Here is a 22,645-nt window from a genome sequence, read left to right as displayed (position 1 = left end):
TATTAGATTTTTATTCGATACTGGGAGACACACTTATGGCGGACAGCAAACACTGCCGACTACTGATTTTGGGTTCAGGCCCTGCGGGTTATACCGCCGCGGTTTATGCTGCTCGAGCTGCTTTGGAGCCTGTGTTAATAACCGGTATTGAACAAGGTGGCCAATTGACTACCACCACCGATGTCGATAACTGGCCGGGGGATGCCGAGGGTGTGCAAGGTCCTGAATTAATGCAACGTATGCAAAAACATGCAGAGCGTTTCGGTACTGACATCATCTTTGATCATATTCACACTGCTGATTTAAGCCAGCGTCCATTTAGATTAATCGGTGATGCCGGTGAATACACAGCTGATGCATTAATCATTGCCACTGGCGCTTCAGCTAAATATTTGGGTATGGACTCTGAAGAAGCTTTTAAAGGCCGTGGTGTATCTGCTTGTGCAACCTGTGATGGTTTCTTCTATAAAAATCAGCCTGTCGCCGTTATCGGTGGTGGCAACACGGCAGTGGAAGAAGCCTTGTATTTATCCAACATCGCTTCAAAGGTCACCGTCATTCACCGTCGTGATAGCTTCCGCAGTGAAAAAATTCTCAGTAATCATTTATTGAAAAAAGCTGAAACCGGCAATGTTGAAATTTTGTGGAATCACACGCTAGACGAAGTACTTGGTGATAACGCTGGTGTGACTGGTATTCGAGTTAAAAATACCGAAACAGGTGATACCCAGGAAGTCCCTGTACAAGGCGTGTTTATTGCCATCGGTCATCAGCCAAACACATCTATGTTTAAGGGCCAGCTGGAAATGCAACACGATTACATCATTCTGAAAAAAGGCACACAAACCAGTATTCCTGGCGTGTTTGCAGCAGGTGATGTGTCCGATCCTATTTATCGTCAGGCAATCACTTCAGCTGGAGCTGGCTGTATGGCAGCACTGGATGCTGAACGTTTTCTGGAAAGTGAAAAATAATAACTCTTAAGGCAGGGGCTCCCCTGCCTTATTTATTCCAAGGAGAGACTTTAATGGCCCTTTATCAACATATTCTGATTGCAGCGGATTTTTCCAACCATACGGATATGGTGATTCATCGTGCCAAAGCGTTGGCAGCCGCCAACAACAATACAAGGCTGAGCTTGTGTCATATCGTAGAGGATTTCCCACTGACTGATTTTGCCTATGAACCGATGATCAGTGTTGATGCCGATATGCGTGATGCGCTACTCAATGCCGGTGAAAAACAACTATCTCTATTGGGAGAAAAATTCGGTATCGATACAGATAGCCAATGGATAGAGTTTGGTAGCCCGGGTCGTGATATCGTGCGCATCGCCGAAGAAAATAACGTCGATCTAATCGTCGTTGGTTCGCATGGTCGCAAGGGCATCAAAATGTTACTTGGTTCGACAGCTAATGCCATATTGCATCATGCCAGTTGTGATGTATTAGCTGTAAGGTTACAGGACGAAAGTTAAGCTGCAGATGATATCTATTTGCTCTGGTAATAGTGGTAGCTAAGATTATTGATTCATTTCATATCTGCCATATCTGATAGAAATATTTCATAAACTAAGGATATTTTGTGTCAACGTCCTCTTCATTTCCTCCCGTCTATACTGAAGCATTTCATCAGGCATCTGAAAACCTGCGTCGCACATTACCGTTTATCAATCAGCACCAAACTCCCGTCAACCCGGTCAATTATGCCGTCTGGTATGAATATGTGGCGGGTAGTAATCAACAATTAAAAAAAGCCATTGACACTCGTCTGCAAAAACAACAGAAAATCACACCTGAACTGACCCAAAAGCTGTATGAAAAATACGTATTAATGGGCTTGCCGGAAAAGCTTGAAGCCACTAATAACGGGCTTAGACTGGTGGTCGACAACACAATGAATCAGATCAATAAGGTTGAATTGGCCGCTGGCGATTTTTCTGAAGATCTGGCTATTCAGCAAACCAAACTGGAACAAACCGAAGACATTTCAGAAATTAAAAGCGTTTTGTCAGAAATTCTGCAAAACACTCGTAAACTAGGTCAATCCAGCAGTGATTTGAAGCAGGAATTAGCAGCAACCACTCAAGAAATACTTCGATTGAGAGCTGAATTAGAGATCGTTAAACAACAGGCAAAAACCGACGGTTTAACCGGGTTATTAAATCGTAGCTGCCTGAATAAAAAATTAACTGAGCTTTGTCATGAGGGCGAAAAGACTTTCACGCTAGGCTTATTTGATATTGATCACTTTAAGCAGGTCAACGATAAATTCGGTCATTTGCTTGGTGATCGAGTCTTGCAATATTTTGCCAGCCTGTTGAAAAAACACTGTCACAACCAATCGCATATAGCAGCGCGTTTTGGTGGCGAGGAGATGGCAGTCATCTTTATCCACACCCCAGCCCACCTAGCATTAGAAATTGCAGACATAATTCGCCAACAGCTTGCCAGCAGTAATCTAAAGAAAAAAGACAGCGATGAACCAATAGGTACAGTTACGGTTTCTGTTGGTCTAAGCCAATACCAGCCTGGTGACACCACATTGAATATTATTGAACGTGCCGATGTTGCTTTGTATGAATCAAAAGCTGCAGGCAGAAATTGCATTACGCTACGTTAATCAGAACTTATAAAACTGACTGTTAAGATAATCTACTACTTGTTTTTGCTGTGCCGGTGTCCAATTGACATCAGCAGCAATCGCACAATTCGCCACGCGTTTTTCCAAGACATCCAACGTTTTTACCCCCCGATCCGCACGGGAATAAATCGAATTCGGCTGACCACCGGTTAAAGAAGCGTGACATTGCATACAATTGGCATCATGCAATTGTTTTCCCTGTGCCAGCGACGTAGCGCTGACACTAAGGAAAAGCATGGCCAATAAATAACGCATCAATCAGACAACCGCTCGTGTTTGCAGCGCTGCAATTCGTAGCGATGCCGGTGGATGTGAATCATAAATAGCTGAAACCAGTGGATCCGGTGTCAGCGTGCTGGCATTTTCTTTATATAAAGCCACCAGCGCAGTAATCAAATCATCCGCATTGGAAACCGACGCCGCATAAGCATCTGCTTCAAATTCATATTTGCGTGACATGGAAGTCATCAATGGATGCAGAAAGAAACTGAATACCGGAATAACCAGCATAAACAGAATCAGTGCAATAGCATTGTTTTGTGTGTCCACGCCAAGGCCAGTATAGAACCAGGTTTGTGTTGATGCCCAACCAAGCAGTGCCAGCCCAATTAAACTCAATACAGCCATCATCATCATATTTTTAACAACATGTTTACGACGGAAATGCCCCAGTTCATGAGCCAATACCGCTTCAATCTGATCTTCATTCAAGGTATTGAGCAACGTATCAAAAAATACAATGCGTTTGTTGTTACCCAAGCCAGTGAAATAGGCATTACCGTGGCCACTGCGACGAGAACCATCCATTACATAAATGCCCTGGCTTTTGAAACCACAACGTTGCAACAGGTTTTCCACTTTTTGTTTCAGATCGGCATCATCTAATGGGGTGAATTTGTTAAACAGTGGCGCAATAAAGGCCGGATATGCCCACATCATAACGACGGCAAAGCCCATCCAGGCTGCCCACAGGTATAACCACCAGAATTCTCCAGTACTATTCATCAGCCATAAGGTTACCCAAGCAATCGGCGCGCCCAACACCAGCATCAAAAGTAACTGCTTGGCAAAATCGCCCATAAACAAAGCTGGTGTATTACGGTTAAAACCGAATTTTTCTTCCATCACAAAGGTGCGATACCAGGACAATGGCAATTCGAGTAAAGAACCAATCACCAGAAAACTCAGAATCAAAACCACTCCGGTTGTCATGGCTGACCAGCCCAGACTTTCCCATGCACCAGACAAAAGCGCCAAACCACCGCCCAATGTCCAAAGGATTAAGACAATTGCACCAAACCAGCTTTCGCGACGCATTTGAACGCCTTTGGCCACCGTATAATCAGCAGCCTTTTGGTGTGCGGCTAAACCAATCTGCTCACGAAATGCGGCAGGCACTTCATCGCGATTCGCCAGTACATGGCGACGTTGACGCAATGACAACCAGATCTCAATCCCCGTCATCAGGGCCAACGCAATTAAAAATATCCAGCTAAATTCGTTCATAATTTTTTAAACCAGTTAGAATCGTATAAGGTGTCGTGTACATTAGCCTTTGATACAATCAATGGCAACATAGTTCACCTAAATCTGTAGTAATAAAAAGACGGAGCCCATGGCCAAAAGCAAACATAACCTGATCTGGATTGACCTGGAAATGACCGGTCTCGATACCAACAACGACTATATTATCGAAATCGCCACCATTGTCACTGACAGCGAACTGAACATTTTGGCAGAAGGCCCAATTATCGCAATTCATCAACCTGACAGCATTCTGGCCGGTATGGATGAATGGAATACCAAACAACACGGTGGCTCTGGACTAGCTGAGCGGGTTCGCAACAGTTTAGTTACAGTTGAACAGGCTGAACAAGAAACGTTGGAATTTCTAAAAAAATACGTACCTGCCGGCATATCCCCCATGTGTGGCAACAGTATTTGTCAGGATCGCCGCTTTATGGCGCGGTTGATGCCGGAACTGGAAGCCTATTTCCATTACCGTAATCTTGACGTCAGCAGCTTCAAGGAAATCGCGCGGCGCTGGGCACCCAAAGTCGAAAAATCCTTCAAGAAAAAATCGTCACATCTGGCGATGGATGATATCAAAGACTCTATTCGCGAACTGCAGCACTATCGCGAGCATATGATTAAAGTGCCTGAGTAAAGTCACGATTTATAACAAATTCAATTCACGGTAATTTCACGACAACCGCAGGATGATCATTACACTCAATTAAATTGTGATTGTAATGGCGCATCTCAAACCACACTTACCGTCAAAGCAGTGCCTTATCTGCAACCGTCCGTTTAGCTGGCGAAAAAAATGGCGTGAGTGTTGGGAGCAGGTTTTATATTGTTCCGAGAGATGCCGTCGTCAGCGTAAGCAGGTCAATCGCATATGAAACCCTTATCTGGGTTCCCGGAAAAAATGATATTGCTCGATTGTGAGACCACGGGTGGTAATGCCATTCGTGATCGTCTCACCGAAATTGCTCTGATCGAAATCACTGATGGGGTTGAAACTGACCGCTGGCAGACATTGATTAATCCGGGCATCAGTATTCCACCATGGATCAGCAAATTAACCGGTATTACCGATTCAATGGTGGCAAACCAACCGTCGTTTGCCGATATTGCTGAAGAATTGCAGCAACGTCTAGCTGATAAAGTCTTTGTTGCCCATCATGTGCGCTTTGATTATGGTTTCATCCGCGAATCGTTTCGTCGCATTGGTATAACCTTTTCTGCCAAAACGCTATGTTCAGTCAAAATCAGTCGGTTGTTATACCCTGAGCAACGTCGTCACGGTATTGATGCGATTGTTGCCCGGCTGGGCCTGACTATTAATCAACGGCACCGAGCAATGGATGATGCTCAGGTTATTCTTGAATTATTCCAGCAGACCCAACACGATTTTGATGAATCCACTATCCAGCAAGCCTGTAAGCAATTATCACAACAAACCCGAGTGCCCAGTCATCTGGATATTGCTGAAATCAACAAATTGCCCGAACGTCCCGGCATCTATCAGTTTTTTGATGAACAAGGCGCGCTGTTATATATCGGTAAATCCGTCAATATCAAACAACGTGTGCTCAGTCATTTTGTGCAGAATGGCAAGCTACGTAACACCGAAATGCAGCAACAACTGCAGCATATTGATTTTATCGAAACCCCTTCGGATTTTGGTGCCCAGCTACTGGAAAACCAGTTAATCAAAAGTAAAACGCCACGCTACAACCGGCGTCAGACCAAAGCCAAACGCCTGTATCAAATCGCTTTAACGGTTGATGATAAGGGTTACCACCGCACCACGATTGAAATGGCCGACTTGCATCAGCCGCCGGATATCAGTCAGCGTTATGGATTATTCCGTAGCCAAAAACAGGCGGAAAAAAAACTGCTCGATCTAATTAATGAACATCAGCTGTGTCAGAAACTTTGTGGCCTGGAAAAAACTAAAAACGGCTGTTTTGGTTATCAATTAAAAAAATGTCTGGGTGCCTGCTGTGGTGAAGAACCGTCAATACGCTACAACCTGCGATTGCAAACTGCGTTATCGGGTATTAAAAATCAGGCGTGGCCTTGGCCAGGCCCGATAGTCATTACTGAACTACCGGCAGATGGCGATTATGAGGCAGCGCATTTTCATCTGGTCGATCAATGGCTTTATCTCGGCATCGTAAAAAACCAACACGATGCCTTTGAACGATTACAGCAGCAATATGCTGAACCACAATATTTTGATCTGGATGCCTACAAAATCCAGCTACGCTTTTTGTTAAAACTTCGCCCTAAACAGTTATTGATTGAAAGCTTACGTTTACCTGCAGAGGAGGCTTCATGATCTCCAATAGTCACCGAGTTTTAGGTTATGCCGGACTGCTGCCTTTTTTAGGATTAGCGATTATGAGCTGGCTGGGTTATTTGTATGCTATCGACTGGTTGCTCAGTTATGCGGCATTAATTTTCAGCTTTCTGGGTGGTCTGCTCTGGTATGTCAGTAGCGTTGAAAAGCTTCCACGACATGTAGTGATTGTCAGTGTCTCCACCATGTTATGGGCCTGGTGCTGGTTATTATCCCCGACACATTACTGGCTATGGCTGACTGCATTATCATTTATTGGCTTGCACTTATATGAACGGCAGCAACTCAGCGAAATCTACTCTGCCGAGTTGATGCGACTTCGTGGTCATCTATCTTATGGCGCTGCGTTTTTTTTGTGGCTGGCCGCGCTATCGACATTAAATGCCTAAGCTGCGTTATCTCAATCTTATTCTCGGTGATCAACTTGATGCCGAGAGTCTATTGTTCGATGACTTTGATCATAAGCATGATCGACTGTGGATGGCTGAGGTCACTGCTGAGTCCACAGAGTATTTATCAAGTAAACAGCGCACGGTTTTATTTTTATCGGCGATGCGGCACTTTGCTGAAAAACTCAAAAGCGATAACTATTCGCTGATTTATTGGACTTTGAGTGACAAAAAATCCAGTTTTCATGACGCTTTAGCTGCCACTTTAAAACAAGATTCATTTGAAAAAATCCGCTGCGTATTGCCTGGTGATGTCCGGGTTATGAACGAAATACAGCAATGCGCCAATGATTTTGATATTGAGATTGAATGGCTGGCCGATCAGCATTTCATCAGTGAAAAAGGGGAATTCAAAGCCTGGCTTGCCGATCGCAAACAGCCGCGAATGGAATTCTGGTATCGCCAATTGCGTAAAAGCCGGCAAATTCTGATGCAAGATGATCAGCCCATCGGCGGCCAATGGAATTTTGATAAGGACAACCGCAAAAGCTTTGGCAAAAAAGGTCCATCCAAATTGCTTGAGCCTTTATTGTTTGAAGCGGATGAAATCACCAAACAAGTCATAACGGATGTTGAAAATTTTCTGCCGGATCTCTACGGCAATATTGAAACCTTTAACTGGCCGGTCAGCCGTGAACAAGCATGGGCAGCATTAAAGGATTTTATTCAGCATCGGCTGCCACATTTTGGCGATTATCAGGATGCGATGTGGACTGATGAACCGTGGCTTTATCATTCACGCTTATCGACCTGTCTGAATCTCAAACTACTTTCCCCCGCAGAAGTTATTGAAGCGGCTGAAAAAGCCTATATCGATAATGACGCGCCGTTAAATGCAGTGGAGGGTTTTATCCGGCAAATCCTCGGCTGGCGTGAATATGTGCGTGGTTTGTATTGGAGCTATCGCGAAGACTGGCTGCAGATGAATGCACTCAATGCCAGTCGCAATCTGCCAGCATTATATTGGAATGCTGAAACCGAAATGACCTGCCTGCATCACAGCGTCAAACAGGTGTTGAATCATGGATACGGGCATCATATTCAACGGCTGATGGTCACAGGTTTGTTTGCTTTGTTATGGGGGGTTAAACCCAAGGCCATTCACGAGTGGTATCTGGCGATGTATGTCGATGCCGTTGCCTGGGTGGAGATCCCGAATACATTGGGTATGAGCCAATACGCCGATGGCGGCATTGTCGGTTCCAAACCCTATATTGCCAGTGGTGCTTACATTGATCGCATGTCCAACTATTGTAAGTCCTGCCGATTTAATCCAAAACAGGCCAGTGGCGATAACGCCTGTCCATTTACCACGCTGTACTGGCACTTTGTCGACCGGCATCAGGATTTGCTGAGTAAAAATCCCCGTCTCGGTATGCAGGTCAAAAACTGGCACAACAAATCTCAAGATGAACAACAGGCCATCAGCCAGCGTGCTGAATACCTGTTCATAAATTTACCGTAAGGAAACACCATGCAAGCAACGCAACTGGTCTGGTTACGCAATGATTTACGCCTCGATGATCATCCGGCATTGGCACTCGCAGCCGAACAAGGTCCAATCCAAGTAGTGTTCTGCGCCACACCTGAACAATGGCAACAACATGATGAATCGCCGGCAAGGTTAGGGCTTCGTGCAGCGGTATTACAGAATATCGCTGATCGACTTGCCCAGCTTGGCATACCGTTTCATTTACTCGAAGTCGATTTTTTTACCGATGTGCCCGATGAATTACTCAAATTCTGCCAGCAACAAAATATCAGTGATATTTGGTTTCAGGCCGAAACGCCGCTTGATGAACAACGTCGCGATAAGGCCGTTAATGATGCATTAACTAAAGCCGATATAAACGTACATTTGCTCGCCGAAGATTTGCTGGTCGCCTTACCGGTAAAAACTCAGCAGGATGATCCTTTTAAAGTATTCACGCCCTATTACCGCCGCTGGCTGCAAATGATCGAAGATATTCAGCAAGCCCCGTATGCCGAGCCAAAATCACAGGGTAAAGCCTTAAAACCAGACTTATTAAAATGCGATTGGGCCGGTGAGTTTCGTGATGATTTATGGCCAGGCAACGAACAAAAAGCGTTGGAACGGCTTTCGGCATTTTGTGAAATCAAACTGGATGATTACAAAAGCCAACGTGATTTTCCCAGTAAACCGGCCACCAGCACTTTGTCACCTTATCTGGCCAACGGCCAGTTAGGCCCCAGAAGATTACTGGCCACCATTCAGTTTTATTGCGATGAAGCCAACCGTGACTGGCGTCATGATGACTGGCTTCGCGAACTCGCTTGGCGGGATTTTTACAAACAATTATTGCTGTATTTTCCGCGCCTCAGCATGGGTAAGGCATTCAAACCAGAAACCGAAAAAGTTATCTGGCGCGATGATGAAGCTGGTTTCAAAGCCTGGTGCGAAGGCAAAACCGGGTTTCCGATTGTTGATGCCGCCATGCGTCAACTCAACCAAACCGGCTGGATGCATAATCGTCTCAGAATGATCACCGCCAGCTTCCTCAGCAAACTGCTACTGCTCGACTGGCGTCGTGGTGAACAGTATTTTATGCAGACATTGATTGATGGTGAATTCGCTGCCAACAATGGGGGTTGGCAATGGAGTGCTTCAACGGGTGTCGACGCCGCGCCCTACTTTCGGGTATTCAATCCCACCCTGCAATCCGAACGTTACGATCCACAAGGGTTATTTATCAAACGCTTTGTCCCGGAGTTAAAAGACGTACCGATCAAGCAACTGCATAATCCACCAGCAGAACTCCGTGAACAATGCGGCTACCCGCAACCGGTTGTGGATTATAAACAAGCCAGAAAAGATGCGATTGCGGCGTTTAAGGATTTGCCGAAAGATTAACTTTCAATTGTATCCAGAGCTTTTGGTGCCAGCACTCTAAAGCTTTAATCCGCAGATTACGCAGATGGGCGCAAATATTAATAAATAAGCTAGGTCGGGTTAGCACAGCGTAACCCGACAATGCATACGTGATTGTTGGGCTTCGTACCTCAGCGCCAACCTACGAAGTTTTAATATTACCAATACTGGTGTTTAGGAAGGCATGGTTAAATCACCATTGCTTCTAAATTAATCTGCGAAATCTGCGGATAAATATCTTTTAACCTCTGTGCACTCTGTGTCTCTGTGGTTAATTACCAAAAATCACGTCCCAATCACCCCACCATCCTCTTTGGTGATAAGCACTGTGGCAGAACGTGGACGGCCATTAGGTTGATGATCAGGCCAGTTGCTTGCAGCAGTAGGATTTTGAGGAGATTTCACGATGCCACGGTTTTCCAAAACCTCAGGCATTTCGCCAGGATGTTGAATATTGACCCACATGGTTTTCATATCCGGCGTCATGATTACGCCAGTGACTTCACACCCAACAGGTCCCGTCAGAAAACGACGAATTTCGCCGGTCTCGGGATCAGCCGCCAGCATTTGGTTATTACCAAAATCTTTGAACGGCCCATCATTCATCATACTGGGACTGACATCAGTCTGAATCCATAACACGCCACGATCATCGACATATAAGCCATCTGGATTAGCGAACTGTTCTCCCCCACCTTCACCACCAAGTACAAACACCTGCCAGTTGAACTCCGTTGCTGTGGCATCGGTTTCACTGAATTTAATGATATGACCGAATAGATTCTGATTACGCGGATTAGCTGCATCTTTGCCAGGATTGCCTTCACTACCCCGCTCGCTGTTATTGGTTAGCGAAACAAACACATCATCGGTGTGGGGATGAACTGTAATCCATTCCGGCCGATCCATTTTGGTAGCGCCAACGATGTCTGCTGCTGCACGGGCATGAATCAACACATCAGCCTGATCGACAAAACCATTTTCAGCAGTTAAGCCATTTTCACCAAATACCAGTGGTAACCAACGAGCACTGCCATCTTCTTCAAAGCGGGCAGCATAGAGAATTCCGTCATCCAGCAGACGACCATGACGTGCCCCTAAGGTGCCATCCCAGGCATCGCGGGTAATGAATTTATAGATGTATTCAAACCTGGAATCATCACCCGAATAGAATGCCAGGCGACCATCTTTACCGATTTTGTGAGCCACATTTTCATGAGCGAAACGGCCCAGCGCGGTGCGTTTTACCGGCATGCTTTGCGGATCATAAGGATCAAACTCCACCACCCAGCCAAAGCGATTGGCTTCATTGGGTTCTTTATCCAGATCAAACCGCGGGTCAAACTGCTGCCAACCGTAATAACTGAAGCCTAATTTGTAACGCTGCCAACGGCGTTCGGTATCGGCGTCTCTAGGCTGTTTTGGATCATAAACAAAGTAGTAATGAAAATTCTCTTCGCAGGTCAGATAAGTGCCCCACGGGGTTTTGCCATTCGCACAATTATTAAATGTACCCAATACTTTTTTGCCTTGAGGATCGGCTTGAGTTTTCATCAATTCATGTCCTGCTGCCGGACCACTAACGGTCATTTCGGTATTTGCAGTCAGCCGTCTTGCATAACTTGATGGACGGATGATTTGCCATTGACCATCAACATGCTTGACCTCGATTAGCGATACGCCGTGCGCATTTTGCTCTTTGGCGACTTTGTCGGCGTTGTAGGTTTCCGGTGAATGGTCATGGCTGCCATCAGTATGAATTAGGTCGAGATCCAGATATTCATGATTCATCACCAACAGGCCATGATCATTACTGTTTGAGCCTTTGGGTAGCGGAAAATACTGCAAAGCATCATGGTGCATGCCGGCTTGTTGCAATTGATCGGCAGCACTGTTGCTGGCATCCATGTTAAATGCCGGACCATCTGAAATCGGATCACCCCAGCGGTAAAACACTTCCGCCCGATAACCTTCGGGTACTACGACTTCATCCAGTAAATCAGCAGCTGGAATCGGCTTAAAGCCAAGCAGTTCAGTGTGATTGCGAAGCATCGTGGTAGCAGAAGACAATGGCATAGCGGATGCGAGCATCGCGCCAAGACTGAATTGCAATACTGAACGTCTACTCAGTTGCTTTTGCAGAAGGTGATCGAAGTGATTTCCTGACATGTTGGTTCCTGAGAGTTTGGGTACTTCGCTATTTGGCTATTTTCAGCGGATTCCATGACCAGACGATGACAGTTAGCAATGCTGTTCTAATGCCCACAAAACATGCTCGCGAACTAATTCCGAATGATACTCAAGCCGGGCGTTCAATGCCGAAAGTACCTCATCTGAGGTTTCGGCATTACCTAAAGCGATCGCAATATTTCTCAACCAGCATTCATAACCAATGCGTCGGATCGGGCTGCCTTCAAGTCGTTGGAGAAACTCTGATTCGGTCCAGCTAAATAAATCTACCAGCTTTGGTGCGTCCAGCCCTTCGCGTGGCAAATAGGCTGATTCAGTAGTCATCTGGGCGAATTTGTTCCATGGACATACCAGCTGGCAATCATCGCAGCCATAGATACGGTTGCCCATCATTGGGCGGAATTCCACAGGGATACTACCGCGAAGTTCGATAGTAAGATAAGAAATACAACGCCTAGCATCGAGCTCATAAGGTGCAACGATTGCCTGCGTCGGACAGATATTAATACAGGCGGTGCAACTGCCGCAATGCTCGGTAACTGGCTCGGTCAATGGCAGGGGCAAATCGGTATAAATTTCGCCAAGAAAAAAATAAGAGCCGTTGTCTCGATTCAGTACGTTGGTGTGCTTGCCAATCCAGCCCAGGCCGGATTTCTGTGCCAAGGCTTTCTCCAACACAGGAGCACTATCGGTGAATACACGATAGCCCATTGCACCAACTGCCTCTTCAATTCTTTGTGATAGGCGAAGTAAACGCTTACGCATCAACTTATGATAATCACGTCCAAGTGCATATCGAGAAACAAAACCAAGCTCACTATCACCCATCACCTGCCAGGCATCGGCTGCGGTTTCCGGCCAGTAGTCCATTCGGGCAGTGATAACACGGATAGTGCCCGGCACCAGTTGTTCGGGATGAGACCGCAAACTACCATGGCGCTCCATAAAACCCATCTCGCCATGAAAGCCCTTCGCCAGCCATTGCTGTAATTGCTCTTCTGCTGCAGACAAGTCAATATCACTGACGCCGAGCTGCTGAAAACCCAGCGAACGGGCCCAGACTTGCATATCTGCAAGGAGCGCACGGGAGGACTGCACTGTATTTGGATCGGCCATGCAGGCTATTATAGTGAACTGAATTAATTCCTCCGGACTATTATTTTATGTCGAACTTGCCGCACGAGCTCTATACAGCAGTACAGACCCGTGAACTGGAACGAATCGTCACGCAGCAGCACAATATTTCCTCAGCAAAATTAATGTCTTGTGCCGGCACGGCGGCACTGGACGCCATCAGAAATCACTTCCCTTTAGCCAGACATATTCTTATCGTTTGCGGTACCGGCAATAATGGCGGCGACGGCTTCGAGTTGGCAACACAGGCTTTAGCTAAAGAGTATCGCGTCAGCATCTTTCAGCTTGGCGATGAGCGTGGAATGAGTGAAGAAACCACTGCGGCTCGCAAAGCCTTACTTGCCACCGGTACAGAAATTCAACGTTTTGCAGACAAATTACCCACCGCGGACGTTATCGTTGATGCGCTTTTTGGTACTGGCCTTAACCGTGAAGTAAGTGGTGACTACGCTGCAGCTATTGATGCCATCAATCAACAATCTAAAAGCACTCCCGTTTTGGCATTGGATATTCCTTCAGGCATTCATGCCGATAGCGGTCGGGCGTTGGGCAAGCCTGTTCGGGCCTCTATCACACTAAGTTTTCTGGGATTGAATACAGGCTTATTTACCGGTGATGGCCCGAGCTTTTGTGGCAAAGTCATTTTTGATTCATTAAAAGTACCGCCCTCCATTTATAACGTTTTCCCCCCCACTGCCCGTCGAGTCAGTCTGGAAAAAGATGCAGCAGGACTGAAGCCTCGTGAGCGTACAGGCCATAAAGGTTTGTATGGTCATTTGTTAATTATTGGCGGTGATCACGGTATGTCAGGTGCAGCCCGACTTGCTGCGGAAGCAGGTGGCCGTGTTGGTGCAGGTTTAATTAGTGTTGCTACACGCAACGCCCATAGCCCATTTTTCAATCTGACTCGTCCGGAACTTATGTGCCATGGCGTGGAAGATGCCGGAGATCTGGAAGCATTATTAAACTCGGCCAATGCATTAACTGTTGGACCGGGTTTAGGACAAGGTGAATGGGGAGCGGCATTATTTCAGAAAGCATTCGAAGCAAAATTACCCATGGTTGTCGATGCTGATGCACTGAATCTATTGAGTAAAAATCCGCAACACTATAATAACTGGGTACTCACTCCGCATCCTGGTGAAGCAGCGCGTTTATTAGGTTGTAGCTCTAAAGAAGTCCAGTCAGATCGTTTTGCTGCAATTGGTGAATTACAAAAACGTTATGGCGGTGTAGTGGTTTTAAAAGGTTCCGGTACATTAATTTCCAATGGCGAAACACCTATCCGTCTTTCAACATATGGAAATCCGGGTATGGGAAGTGGTGGTATGGGAGATGTATTGGCCGGGGTAATTGGCGGTTTACTGGCTCAACATTTCACAGTAATGGATGCGGCTTGTGTTGGTGTGACAATGCACGGCATGGCTGCTGATAAAACCGCTGAACAGGATGGCGAGCGTGGTACTCTGGCAATGGATTTAATGCCGCATCTTCGTAAATTAGCTAACCTGAATTACTAATATGATTTTTCTCGCTGACGAACAAGCAACTCTGGATTTGGCCGCTAAACTGGCGGTTTTATTACCTGTATCGGCCTTTTCAATTCATTTGAAAGGAGATCTGGGTGCCGGAAAAACTACCTTTGTTCGAGGCCTGCTTCAGGCTTTAGGCCACTCTGGCAAAGTCAAAAGTCCTACCTATACACTGGTCGAACATTATCAACTCAATAAGCGGGATGTTTATCATTTTGATCTTTATCGCCTCGCTGATCCGGAAGAACTGCTTTATCTCGGCATTGAAGATTATTTTTCCACAAACGCCCTGTCATTAATCGAATGGCCTGAACAAGGCAAAGGTGTGTTGCCGGAACCGGATCTGCTTATCTCATTGAATTATCACACTTCTGGACGACAAGTGACTTTTACCGCTTATTCGGCAATGGCTGTGCAGATCTGCGAAAAACTTAACAATTAATTCAGCTTTACTCTGTATCTCATTTAAAAATATAGAAAAAAGTCTTGATTTTTTATTCCGTCAAACACAAACTAGGGCTGTGTAAATTGCAGGAACCGACTATGTCTCGTGTATTTTTGGGATTGATTATGCTGATGTTAACTGCCACTGCGCATAGCGCATCGGTAGAAAATATCCGTGTGTCCCAAAATGACAACATGACAAGAGTCGTGCTGGATCTGGACCAAGCTCTGGAATATCAAAGCTTTACTCTCACCAATCCGCATCGTTTAGTGGTTGATATCAAAGCTGCCAAAGTTAATAAGGCCCTAATCGCTCCTACTTTCAATAGCGCTGTCGTCGATAAAATCCGCCATGCCCAACATGATCAAACTACTTATCGGCTGGTTTTTGATCTAAAACAAGCCACAGATTATGAAATCCAGGCGCTGGCACCGGAAGGTCAATATTCCCATCGACTACTGGTTGATTTAAAACACGGACCGGCAACTGCCGTAGCCAGCAATAAACCTGTGCAGCAGACAGCAGATAAACCTGCTGAAAAAGCCCAGACTCCTGCACCAACTCAACAAGCAGCTGCAGAAGAACCTCCACAGTTAGTTCAAACGGCTACCGCACCTCAACAAACACAAATGGATTCATCCGTTGTAAGAAGCCGACCGGTCTTGCCTCGTCGGGATATCGTTATCGCAATTGATCCAGGTCATGGTGGTCGAGATCCCGGTGCTATTGGCCGCAACGGCACCCGAGAAAAAGATGTGGTATTGGCGATTTCACGAAGACTGGCAAAACTGGTCAATGATGAACCCGGCATGCGCGCCTATATGACACGTGATCGCGATGAATTTATCACCTTGAGACAACGTATTCAGCGCGCCAAACAAAACGGTGCGGATATGTTTATTTCCATCCATGCAGATGCATTTCAACGTACTAGTGCCAGAGGTTCATCGGTCTATGTGTTATCGCCTCGCGGAGCCAGTAGTGAGGCCGCGCAGATCTTAGCTGATCGTGAAAATGCGGCCGATCTGGCGGGTGGTATAAGCCTTGAAGATAAAGATGATTTGCTGGCCTCGGTGTTACTTGATTTATCGCAAACCGCCAGTCTGGAAGCCAGTTTGGAGGTCGGAAACAGTGTTTTAAGCGGGTTGAAACGTGTTGGTCCAGTCCATAAAAAACAGGTTGAGTCAGCCGCGTTCGTGGTACTTAAATCTCCAGATATTCCTTCGGTTCTGGTGGAAACAGCCTTTATTTCCAACCCGGAAGAAGAACGCAAACTGAATGATGTGAATCATCAAAACAAACTTGCTCAAGCCATGTTGACCGGGATCCGCAGCTATTTCCAACGTAATCCAATTACTCAGCAAGTCAAACCGCAGCAGCATATTGTCAGCCGCGGCGATACGTTAAGCACCATTGCACAGCGTTACCGGGTGAATATGATGGAGCTTAAATCCACCAATAATCTGCAAACCAGCACCTTGCATGTCGGTGACATATTAAAGATCCCTTGATCATTTCCGACTGCGGATTTCCTGTTCGCAACTGTTAAACTGTGTCGATGCTGACACCGAAACGAATCCATGCCCTGCCCTTACAACTTGCCAACCAGATTGCGGCTGGCGAAGTTATTGAACGTCCAGCATCGGTCATCAAGGAACTGGTAGAAAACAGCCTTGATGCTGCTGCCACCGAAATCGAAGTCACCATTGAAGGTTCCGGCAGCCAGTTAATCCAGGTTCGGGATAACGGTTTCGGCATTCATCCTGATGATCTCGGTTTAGCGTTAAGCCGTCATGCCACCAGCAAAATTTCATCTAGTGACCAGTTGAGTCAGATTGCCAGTTTGGGGTTTCGTGGCGAAGCCTTGCCAAGTATTAGCTCAGTTTCCAATTTAAGTCTGGTTTCCAGACAGCATTACAGTGACTGTGGCTGGCTAATTCATCATGAAGAAGATAGTGCAGCACCGGTGGCACATCCTCACGGAACGACGGTTGCCGTGCGTGATTTGTTTTTTAATCTACCGGCTCGACGCCGCTTTCTTCGTAGTGCTCGTACCGAACAGCAACAAATCCTAACTACATTGCAACGTCTGGCATTAAGTCGGTTTGATGTACGTTTTCAATGTGATTTAAATGGCCAACAAAAATTAAATCTGCCGATTGCTGGAACGCAGGCACAACAATTGGCCCGAGTCGGCAAGATCTGCGGTCAAGCTTTTGTCAAACAGGCATTGGTCATTGATCAACAGTTTGATTTTATCGACATCAAAGGCTGGTTGGGGCATACCGAAACGCACCGACCACAGGCCGATCAGCAATACTTCTTTATTAACGGTCGTGTTATTCGTGATCGCCTGATCAGTCAGGTAATTCGCCAAGCCTATGCAGAGTTGATTCCACCGGGTCGGCATCCGGTCTATGTTTTATACATGACTATTCCACTGGATCGGGTTGACGTGAATGTTCATCCAACCAAACACGAAGTGCGTTTTCGGGAGACCCGACTGATTCATGGATTAATTCATCGTGCTGTGAGTGATGAATTACATCAGCAAATCAACACCAAGTTGTCTCCAACATCATCACCAGTTGAGCAGCAGATTGCAGAATCTTCTTCCAGCTATCAGCGACATAATTTATCAAGCGTAAACGCTGCATCCCCCATTCAGACCTTGTTTCCAGTAAATCACGCTGCTCCCACAGATGCATTTCAGTTAGTTCAGCTGCTACATCAACGCTTCGCCTGGGTGCGTTTTCGGCAGCAGAATTATCTGATTGATTTACCCAAGGCCCTAGCAGATTCGCGTCAACAGCAATTTGCCAGTGAGTTGCAACAACTGCCATTAAAAAGCAGACCGATATTGGTACCACTGAATATCGCTTGTACTGCTGCTCAGCAAAAAGCTGTTACTGAACATCAAAGTTTGCTCAATGAATTTGGCTTTGAGTTACAACCCCAAGACATGTCCCTGACCATTAAAAAAATACCGATTGTGTTGGCACAATTAGATTTGAATACTATGTTGAGCAGCGTGATTGATGCGCTTAACCAAAAAAATATCGACGCCATCTCGCTTGGCCAACATCTGTTGAACTTGTTACATACGACTGACCAACTTCAACTCCAACAAGCTGAACAATGGCTGCAAAATGCCTCGCCACAAAAATGTATTGAACAACCGTGGTGTCGGGAACTTGATTTGCTGACACTTGGTAGCTTATTCTCAGACTGATTAAACATGCACTGAGGCGGTTTTCAAATGGATCGAGCCCGTACAGGTTCCACAATAGTTGCAGCGATTTTGGCTGTTATCGTGATATTACTGTTTGGTTATTTGTTATGGAGTGACGCGCCGCCCAATCGCAGTGAACTCACAGTTGATCCTCCAATTGAAGTTATCGAGCCGGATTTACCACTGGAAATTATCCGCTCAGCCGAACAAGAATTACCTGACAGTGAAACCATCCGTGAACGGGAAGCCGCAGAATTTGTGGATCAATTGGCCGGCGCTGATGACAGCACCATTATTGTTAATGAATATCAGGATATGTTTGTCCGCCCGGATAGCATTATTGCCCTGCCTGAACTCGAGCAACGCACTACTACTTTAAAAAGCCTGATGGATGATAAATCCCTTAGCGCCGATACGCCGCTGACTTTGCGTTATACCGAAGAAATCAGAGAGCAAACCACCCTGCAACAATTGGAAACCGATGAAGAGGATCACATTGCGCCAATCACTATTGTGACCGAACAAGGTGAGAGCATTACGGCACCATTGGTTGAATTGCTGCAACGTGAAGATATCGATCACTCTGCTCCTGTTACTCAAATTCGTCAGCAACAACAAATCAAACAAATCAAAGCCAGTGAGTTAGCGGATGCCGATATCGCAGAAGATCAGCAAATGTCTGTCACTATCAGTCGTGGTGTACAAAAACTGGATATCGCTGATTTAATTAATAGTGATAGTGCAGAAATGCAAGACAGCCTGTTTTATTTGCATCGGGTAACCGAAGAAGATATTCAAGGCCTTTGGGGAATCATTCAAACGGGCTTGATTCGTAATTTCCGTCAAGGGATCAGATTGCAACGTAATGGTGCTGAGCAGAAAGTCAGTGTGCTTATTCCAGCGGATGCCGATGAGCCCTTACCCGATGGCCTAAGTTCATTTTTAGGATTAATCCTGCATAAGAAAGTCTCAACCAGTTATGTGTATAACTTCAATACCCATACCATGGGCCATGACCCCAACCTAATTCATCCCGGTCAGGAATTGATTCTAATCCGCTTTTCCGCTGAAGAATTAAAAGATATTTACCAGTTCTTTGCCGAGCAACGCAGTAACGATTCGCAAACCTTTGCTATTGGTCGTTGATGATAGTTGAGATCATCTTGATTGTGTTTGTGCTGGGCATTATTGCCTTTGCATGGTGGTTTCCATTTGAGTGATACGGCGTTTGTTGAACTTGCCGTAACGTAACATCACACTGGGTAACACTAATAAGGTCAGCAAAGTAGACGAAATCAACCCCCCGATAATAATGGCGGCCATCGGCCCCATAATTTCGCGTCCCGGGCTGTCCGCGTTTATGGCTATCGGAAGCATGGCCAATGCTGTAACCAGCGCAGTGATCAAAATGGATGGCAGACGCTCAAGCGCACCTTGAATAGCGGTTTCCAGAACCCAGGATTTACCTTCGACTTCAATCAGATGTTGATAGTGTGACACCAGCATAATGGCATTACGTAACGTAATACCGAACAGCGTCACAAACCCCACCAGCGAACCGATGGATAACACGCCTCCGGTTAACCATGCAGCTACTACACCACCCAATAATGAGAACGGTAGGTTAAGTAAAACCAGCCAGGTATTTCGCACACTTTTAAGTGCCATATACAATAAAATCAACACCACTAGTCCCACCAGAATGGAATGCACTAACAAATCCTTACGTGATTCCGCTTCCGCCACAGCCGTACCAGTAAACTCAGGATAGGTAGTGTCTGCATCAAACTGTACTTCCTGATGCACTCGCTGCTGTAATTCGTTAAAAAACGATCGTAAATCACGACCACTGACATTACAGGTGATGGTTTGCAAGCGTTGTGCACCATGATGCAAAATCGCATGACGGCCGGAAACTTGCTGTATGTCGGCAACATCACCTAACGTCAGCATGCGCCCATCCATAGTTCGTAATGGCAGATCTAATAAATGATGTGGCTGCTCACGTAATTGCGGTGGCAATACCACAAAAATATCGAATAACCGATTACCCTCAGCAATTTGCCCAACCTTGATGCCATCAAAAGCGGCTTTAATGTTTTGCATCACCGTGGCAGGTTGCAGGCCCCATTTCGGTAACTCTTCGAGCTTTATACGCACCTGCAATTGTGGCTCACCTGGAGGTGCACGTAATTGAATATCGGTTGCGCCCTCAATATCGGCCATCACTGCAGCGACTTCACGCGCCTTGTAATCCAGCGCATCGAGATCATTACCATAAATATTCACAACTACTGGCGAAGTGTAGCCGGATATGGTCTCGTCGATACGCTCGGTCAGGAAGGTATTAACCTCTGAACTAATGCCGGGAAAGGTTTCCAATATCTCGCGAATTTCATCCAGAATCGCTTGCTGCTCCGGGCCTGAAAGCGGTTCCAGATCCACTTCGTATTCGCTGTAGTGAGTGCCAAACGTGTCAGCACCACGCTCTGCCCGCCCCGCCCATTGGGATGTTGCTCGCACCCCAGGAATAGCAGCAACCTGTTGCTCAATCAAACCACCAATCCGCAATGATTCCTGTAATGACGTTCCGGGCACACTGGCGGTATGGATAATGTAATGACCTTCACGCAGTTCTGGTAGAAACCGACCACCAAAAAACGGCAGCAAGCTGGCACCGGCCACACAAAATATCAGCACCGCCAACATCATCAGTTTAGGAAACTGACAAGTCACTCGTAATATCCGGCTATAACCGATTTGTAACCAGTGAATTAATGGCGGCTCGGTAGTGCGTGTAACACCAATTCGGCTTAACAAGGTGTGACAAAGCGCCGGGGTAACAGTTAACGCTACGAGTAGTGATGCCAGAATCGCCAGAATATAAGCCTGGCCTAATGGCTCGAACATTCGTCCCGCCACGCCGCCAAGCGTTAATAACGGCACGAACACCAGCATTACAATCAAACTGGCATAGACCACCGAACCACGCACCTCCATGGAGGCTTCATAAACGATTTGGATAACTGGCCGTGGTTCTTTTAATGCGGCGTTTTCCCGCAATCGACGAAAGATATTTTCGGTATCAATAATGGCATCATCGACCACTTCACCAAGGCAATCGCCAAACCGCCCAGCACCATAATATTAATATTGACGCCAAATTCGAGCAGCACGATCAATGCAGCAAACAACGACAACGGAATCGCCGTCATCGAAATAATGGCGGTACGTAAATTAAACAGAAATAAAAACAGCACCAATAACACCAAAGCGCCCCCGACCAGCAAGTGGTGACGAATATTAGCCAGTGAAGTTTGAATGTAGTTGGCCGGGCGAAATAGATCCGCATGCAACTCAATACCATCAACCTCAAAGCCATCGCGAAACTCATTCAATGCGGTTTCAATACCTTGGGTTACCGCAAGTGTATTGGCCTTATATTGACCGATAACCATCAACACAATGCCTGGCTTACCGCCAATGGCTGCACCGCCAATTGCAGGGGCAGCGCCATATTCAATCGTAGCGACATCCCCCAGATATAAAACCGACTGGCCTTGCTGACGAATCACCACTTTTTCCATCGCTTTAGCAGTGACGGGTTGACCTATCACTTGAAGCATCATGCGTTGGTTGGCATTTTCAATAAAACCGCTGCCCTGCAATGCTGTGGCTTCACGCGCAGCGGCAATAATGTCTAATGCGGATAATTGATACATCGCCAGCTTTTGCGGATCGAGCTGAATTTGCATTTGTCGTTCAGCGCCGCCAAACACATTGATATCGGCCACACCATCTACCGCAAGCAATCTCGGTGTTAAAGTCCAATCCACCATTTCGCGTAGCCGCATCAAACTTTGCTGATCAGATGTCAAACCGATGGTCATGATGGTGCCGGAAGAGGACTCAAGCGGCACCATCAAGGCTGGTCCGACGCCTTGCGGCAACTGGCCTTGCGCTGGCATTAAGCGTTCAGAGACTAGTTGACGGTTAAGATAAATATCAGTGCGATCTTCAAAGGTAATAATGACCACTGATAAACCGGGCGTTGATGAGGAGCGGACAAACATCACATCCGGTAAGCCTCCCAGCGCATTCTCAATAGGCTGGGTAACCAGTGTTTCCACCTGTTCGGCGGTAAAGCCCGACGCTTCCGTTTGAATAATCACTTGTTTAGGCGCGAACTCAGGAAATACATCCAGACTGGCTTTATAAATCTGATAACAGCCATAACCCAGCATCAACAAAGCTAATGC

The 22,645-nt window shown here is 46.3% G+C and carries 18 protein-coding genes and 1 pseudogene; 14 read left to right on the top strand and 5 right to left on the bottom strand.

The genetic code is table 11. The features are described 5' to 3' along the window. The first annotated feature begins 35 nt into the window (after window positions 1-35). From trxB to E8Q33_RS07975, 3 genes are all read left to right on the top strand, one after another. Entirely contained in the window at window positions 36-974 is a 939-nt protein-coding gene (gene trxB, locus E8Q33_RS07985; RefSeq protein WP_069296267.1) for a thioredoxin-disulfide reductase, read from the top strand. 53 nt (window positions 975-1,027) lie between these two features. Next, entirely contained in the window at window positions 1,028-1,477 is a 450-nt protein-coding gene (locus E8Q33_RS07980; RefSeq protein WP_136554030.1) for a universal stress protein, read from the top strand. Between the two features lie 107 nt (window positions 1,478-1,584). After that, the gene (locus E8Q33_RS07975; RefSeq protein WP_136554029.1) at window positions 1,585-2,622 is read left to right on the top strand and encodes a GGDEF domain-containing protein; all 1,038 of its coding nucleotides are present in this window, start codon (window positions 1,585-1,587) and stop codon (window positions 2,620-2,622) included. Here E8Q33_RS07975 and E8Q33_RS07970 read toward each other — a convergent pair whose 3' ends face one another. Both E8Q33_RS07970 and E8Q33_RS07965 read right to left on the bottom strand, forming a co-directional pair. Continuing rightward, window positions 2,623-2,898: a cytochrome c gene (locus tag E8Q33_RS07970; RefSeq protein ID WP_136554027.1), complete on the bottom strand. Its 276-nt coding sequence runs from the start codon at window positions 2,896-2,898 to the stop codon at window positions 2,623-2,625. A 3-nt stretch (window positions 2,899-2,901) separates the two neighbouring features. After that, window positions 2,902-4,149, bottom strand: a complete 1,248-nt coding sequence (locus E8Q33_RS07965; RefSeq protein ID WP_136554025.1) for a M48 family metallopeptidase — start codon at window positions 4,147-4,149, stop codon at window positions 2,902-2,904. A gap of 109 nt (window positions 4,150-4,258) precedes the next feature. Here E8Q33_RS07965 and orn point away from each other — a divergent pair, with 109 nt between their 5' ends. From orn to E8Q33_RS07935, 6 genes are all read left to right on the top strand, one after another. Continuing rightward, window positions 4,259-4,810, top strand: coding sequence for an oligoribonuclease (gene orn, locus E8Q33_RS07960; RefSeq protein WP_069296272.1), 552 nt, complete (start codon window positions 4,259-4,261; stop codon window positions 4,808-4,810). A gap of 85 nt (window positions 4,811-4,895) precedes the next feature. Continuing rightward, on the top strand, window positions 4,896-5,048 hold the full coding sequence (locus E8Q33_RS07955) for a DUF2256 domain-containing protein (RefSeq protein ID WP_084003018.1): 153 nt from the start codon (window positions 4,896-4,898) through the stop codon (window positions 5,046-5,048). Next, the gene (locus tag E8Q33_RS07950; RefSeq protein WP_136554023.1) at window positions 5,045-6,493 is read left to right on the top strand and encodes an exonuclease domain-containing protein; all 1,449 of its coding nucleotides are present in this window, start codon (window positions 5,045-5,047) and stop codon (window positions 6,491-6,493) included. Before E8Q33_RS07955 ends, E8Q33_RS07950 begins: the two co-directional genes overlap by 4 nt. Further along, a complete protein-coding gene (locus E8Q33_RS07945; RefSeq protein ID WP_136554021.1) occupies window positions 6,490-6,903 on the top strand; it encodes a DUF3429 domain-containing protein in 414 nt (137 codons plus the stop codon). The genes E8Q33_RS07950 and E8Q33_RS07945 overlap by 4 nt, the downstream gene beginning before the upstream one ends. Further along, window positions 6,896-8,428 carry a cryptochrome/photolyase family protein gene (locus E8Q33_RS07940; protein WP_136554019.1) on the top strand — a complete coding sequence of 511 codons (1,533 nt, stop codon included), beginning with the start codon at window positions 6,896-6,898 and terminating at the stop codon, window positions 8,426-8,428. Before E8Q33_RS07945 ends, E8Q33_RS07940 begins: the two co-directional genes overlap by 8 nt. A 9-nt stretch (window positions 8,429-8,437) precedes the next feature. Continuing rightward, on the top strand, window positions 8,438-9,835 hold the full coding sequence (locus tag E8Q33_RS07935) for a deoxyribodipyrimidine photo-lyase (RefSeq protein ID WP_136554017.1): 1,398 nt from the start codon (window positions 8,438-8,440) through the stop codon (window positions 9,833-9,835). A gap of 303 nt (window positions 9,836-10,138) precedes the next feature. Here the strand turns inward: E8Q33_RS07935 and E8Q33_RS07930 are convergent, their stop codons facing one another. Together E8Q33_RS07930 and queG are read right to left on the bottom strand one after the other, a co-directional pair. Next, window positions 10,139-12,022: a PhoX family phosphatase gene (locus E8Q33_RS07930; RefSeq protein WP_136554015.1), complete on the bottom strand. Its 1,884-nt coding sequence runs from the start codon at window positions 12,020-12,022 to the stop codon at window positions 10,139-10,141. Between the two features lie 72 nt (window positions 12,023-12,094). Next, window positions 12,095-13,159 (bottom strand): tRNA epoxyqueuosine(34) reductase QueG, encoded by a 1,065-nt coding sequence (gene queG, locus E8Q33_RS07925; RefSeq protein WP_136554013.1) that lies wholly within the window; start codon window positions 13,157-13,159, stop codon window positions 12,095-12,097. Window positions 13,160-13,206: 47 nt separating this feature from the next. Between queG and E8Q33_RS07920 the strand changes: the two genes are divergently transcribed. From E8Q33_RS07920 to E8Q33_RS07900, 5 genes are all read left to right on the top strand, one after another. Further along, entirely contained in the window at window positions 13,207-14,697 is a 1,491-nt protein-coding gene (locus tag E8Q33_RS07920; protein ID WP_136554011.1) for an NAD(P)H-hydrate dehydratase, read from the top strand. A gap of 1 nt (window position 14,698) precedes the next feature. Beyond that, window positions 14,699-15,151 carry a tRNA (adenosine(37)-N6)-threonylcarbamoyltransferase complex ATPase subunit type 1 TsaE gene (gene tsaE / locus E8Q33_RS07915; protein WP_136554009.1) on the top strand — a complete coding sequence of 151 codons (453 nt, stop codon included), beginning with the start codon at window positions 14,699-14,701 and terminating at the stop codon, window positions 15,149-15,151. 101 nt (window positions 15,152-15,252) lie between these two features. Continuing rightward, window positions 15,253-16,665 carry an N-acetylmuramoyl-L-alanine amidase gene (locus E8Q33_RS07910; protein WP_069296279.1) on the top strand — a complete coding sequence of 471 codons (1,413 nt, stop codon included), beginning with the start codon at window positions 15,253-15,255 and terminating at the stop codon, window positions 16,663-16,665. A 47-nt stretch (window positions 16,666-16,712) separates the two neighbouring features. Then, the gene (gene mutL, locus E8Q33_RS07905) at window positions 16,713-18,386 is read left to right on the top strand and encodes a DNA mismatch repair endonuclease MutL (protein ID WP_136554007.1); all 1,674 of its coding nucleotides are present in this window, start codon (window positions 16,713-16,715) and stop codon (window positions 18,384-18,386) included. Window positions 18,387-18,413: 27 nt separating this feature from the next. After that, entirely contained in the window at window positions 18,414-19,532 is a 1,119-nt protein-coding gene (locus E8Q33_RS07900) for a hypothetical protein (protein ID WP_136554005.1), read from the top strand. A 39-nt stretch (window positions 19,533-19,571) separates the two neighbouring features. Here E8Q33_RS07900 and E8Q33_RS07895 read toward each other — a convergent pair. Further along, a pseudogene (locus E8Q33_RS07895) lies at window positions 19,572-22,630 on the bottom strand (efflux RND transporter permease subunit). Between the last annotated feature and the right edge of the window lie 15 nt (window positions 22,631-22,645).

It is taken from the genome of Methylophaga sp. SB9B, assembly GCF_004832235.1.
GTDB lineage: Bacteria > Pseudomonadota > Gammaproteobacteria > Nitrosococcales > Methylophagaceae > Methylophaga > Methylophaga muralis.
The sequence above is the reverse complement of the archived record's forward strand: the minus strand, read 5'-3'. Positions and strand labels throughout refer to the sequence as shown.

What these genes read in the sequence shown, in the direction of transcription:
- E8Q33_RS07970 (WP_136554027.1), bottom strand. Translation starts at nt 2,898, where the DNA reads ATGCGTTATTTATTGGCCATGCTTTTCCTTAGTGTCAGCGCTACGTCG.
- E8Q33_RS07935 (WP_136554017.1), top strand. Translation starts at nt 8,438, where the DNA reads ATGCAAGCAACGCAACTGGTCTGGTTACGCAATGATTTACGCCTCGAT.
- E8Q33_RS07930 (WP_136554015.1), bottom strand. Translation starts at nt 12,022, where the DNA reads ATGTCAGGAAATCACTTCGATCACCTTCTGCAAAAGCAACTGAGTAGA.
- E8Q33_RS07910 (WP_069296279.1), top strand. Translation starts at nt 15,253, where the DNA reads ATGTCTCGTGTATTTTTGGGATTGATTATGCTGATGTTAACTGCCACT.
- E8Q33_RS07920 (WP_136554011.1), top strand. Translation starts at nt 13,207, where the DNA reads ATGTCGAACTTGCCGCACGAGCTCTATACAGCAGTACAGACCCGTGAA.
- queG (WP_136554013.1), bottom strand. Translation starts at nt 13,159, where the DNA reads ATGGCCGATCCAAATACAGTGCAGTCCTCCCGTGCGCTCCTTGCAGAT.
- E8Q33_RS07950 (WP_136554023.1), top strand. Translation starts at nt 5,045, where the DNA reads ATGAAACCCTTATCTGGGTTCCCGGAAAAAATGATATTGCTCGATTGT.
- E8Q33_RS07980 (WP_136554030.1), top strand. Translation starts at nt 1,028, where the DNA reads ATGGCCCTTTATCAACATATTCTGATTGCAGCGGATTTTTCCAACCAT.
- E8Q33_RS07945 (WP_136554021.1), top strand. Translation starts at nt 6,490, where the DNA reads ATGATCTCCAATAGTCACCGAGTTTTAGGTTATGCCGGACTGCTGCCT.
- orn (WP_069296272.1), top strand. Translation starts at nt 4,259, where the DNA reads ATGGCCAAAAGCAAACATAACCTGATCTGGATTGACCTGGAAATGACC.
- E8Q33_RS07955 (WP_084003018.1), top strand. Translation starts at nt 4,896, where the DNA reads ATGGCGCATCTCAAACCACACTTACCGTCAAAGCAGTGCCTTATCTGC.
- E8Q33_RS07900 (WP_136554005.1), top strand. Translation starts at nt 18,414, where the DNA reads ATGGATCGAGCCCGTACAGGTTCCACAATAGTTGCAGCGATTTTGGCT.
- E8Q33_RS07940 (WP_136554019.1), top strand. Translation starts at nt 6,896, where the DNA reads ATGCCTAAGCTGCGTTATCTCAATCTTATTCTCGGTGATCAACTTGAT.
- tsaE (WP_136554009.1), top strand. Translation starts at nt 14,699, where the DNA reads ATGATTTTTCTCGCTGACGAACAAGCAACTCTGGATTTGGCCGCTAAA.
- E8Q33_RS07965 (WP_136554025.1), bottom strand. Translation starts at nt 4,149, where the DNA reads ATGAACGAATTTAGCTGGATATTTTTAATTGCGTTGGCCCTGATGACG.
- mutL (WP_136554007.1), top strand. Translation starts at nt 16,713, where the DNA reads ATGCTGACACCGAAACGAATCCATGCCCTGCCCTTACAACTTGCCAAC.
- trxB (WP_069296267.1), top strand. Translation starts at nt 36, where the DNA reads ATGGCGGACAGCAAACACTGCCGACTACTGATTTTGGGTTCAGGCCCT.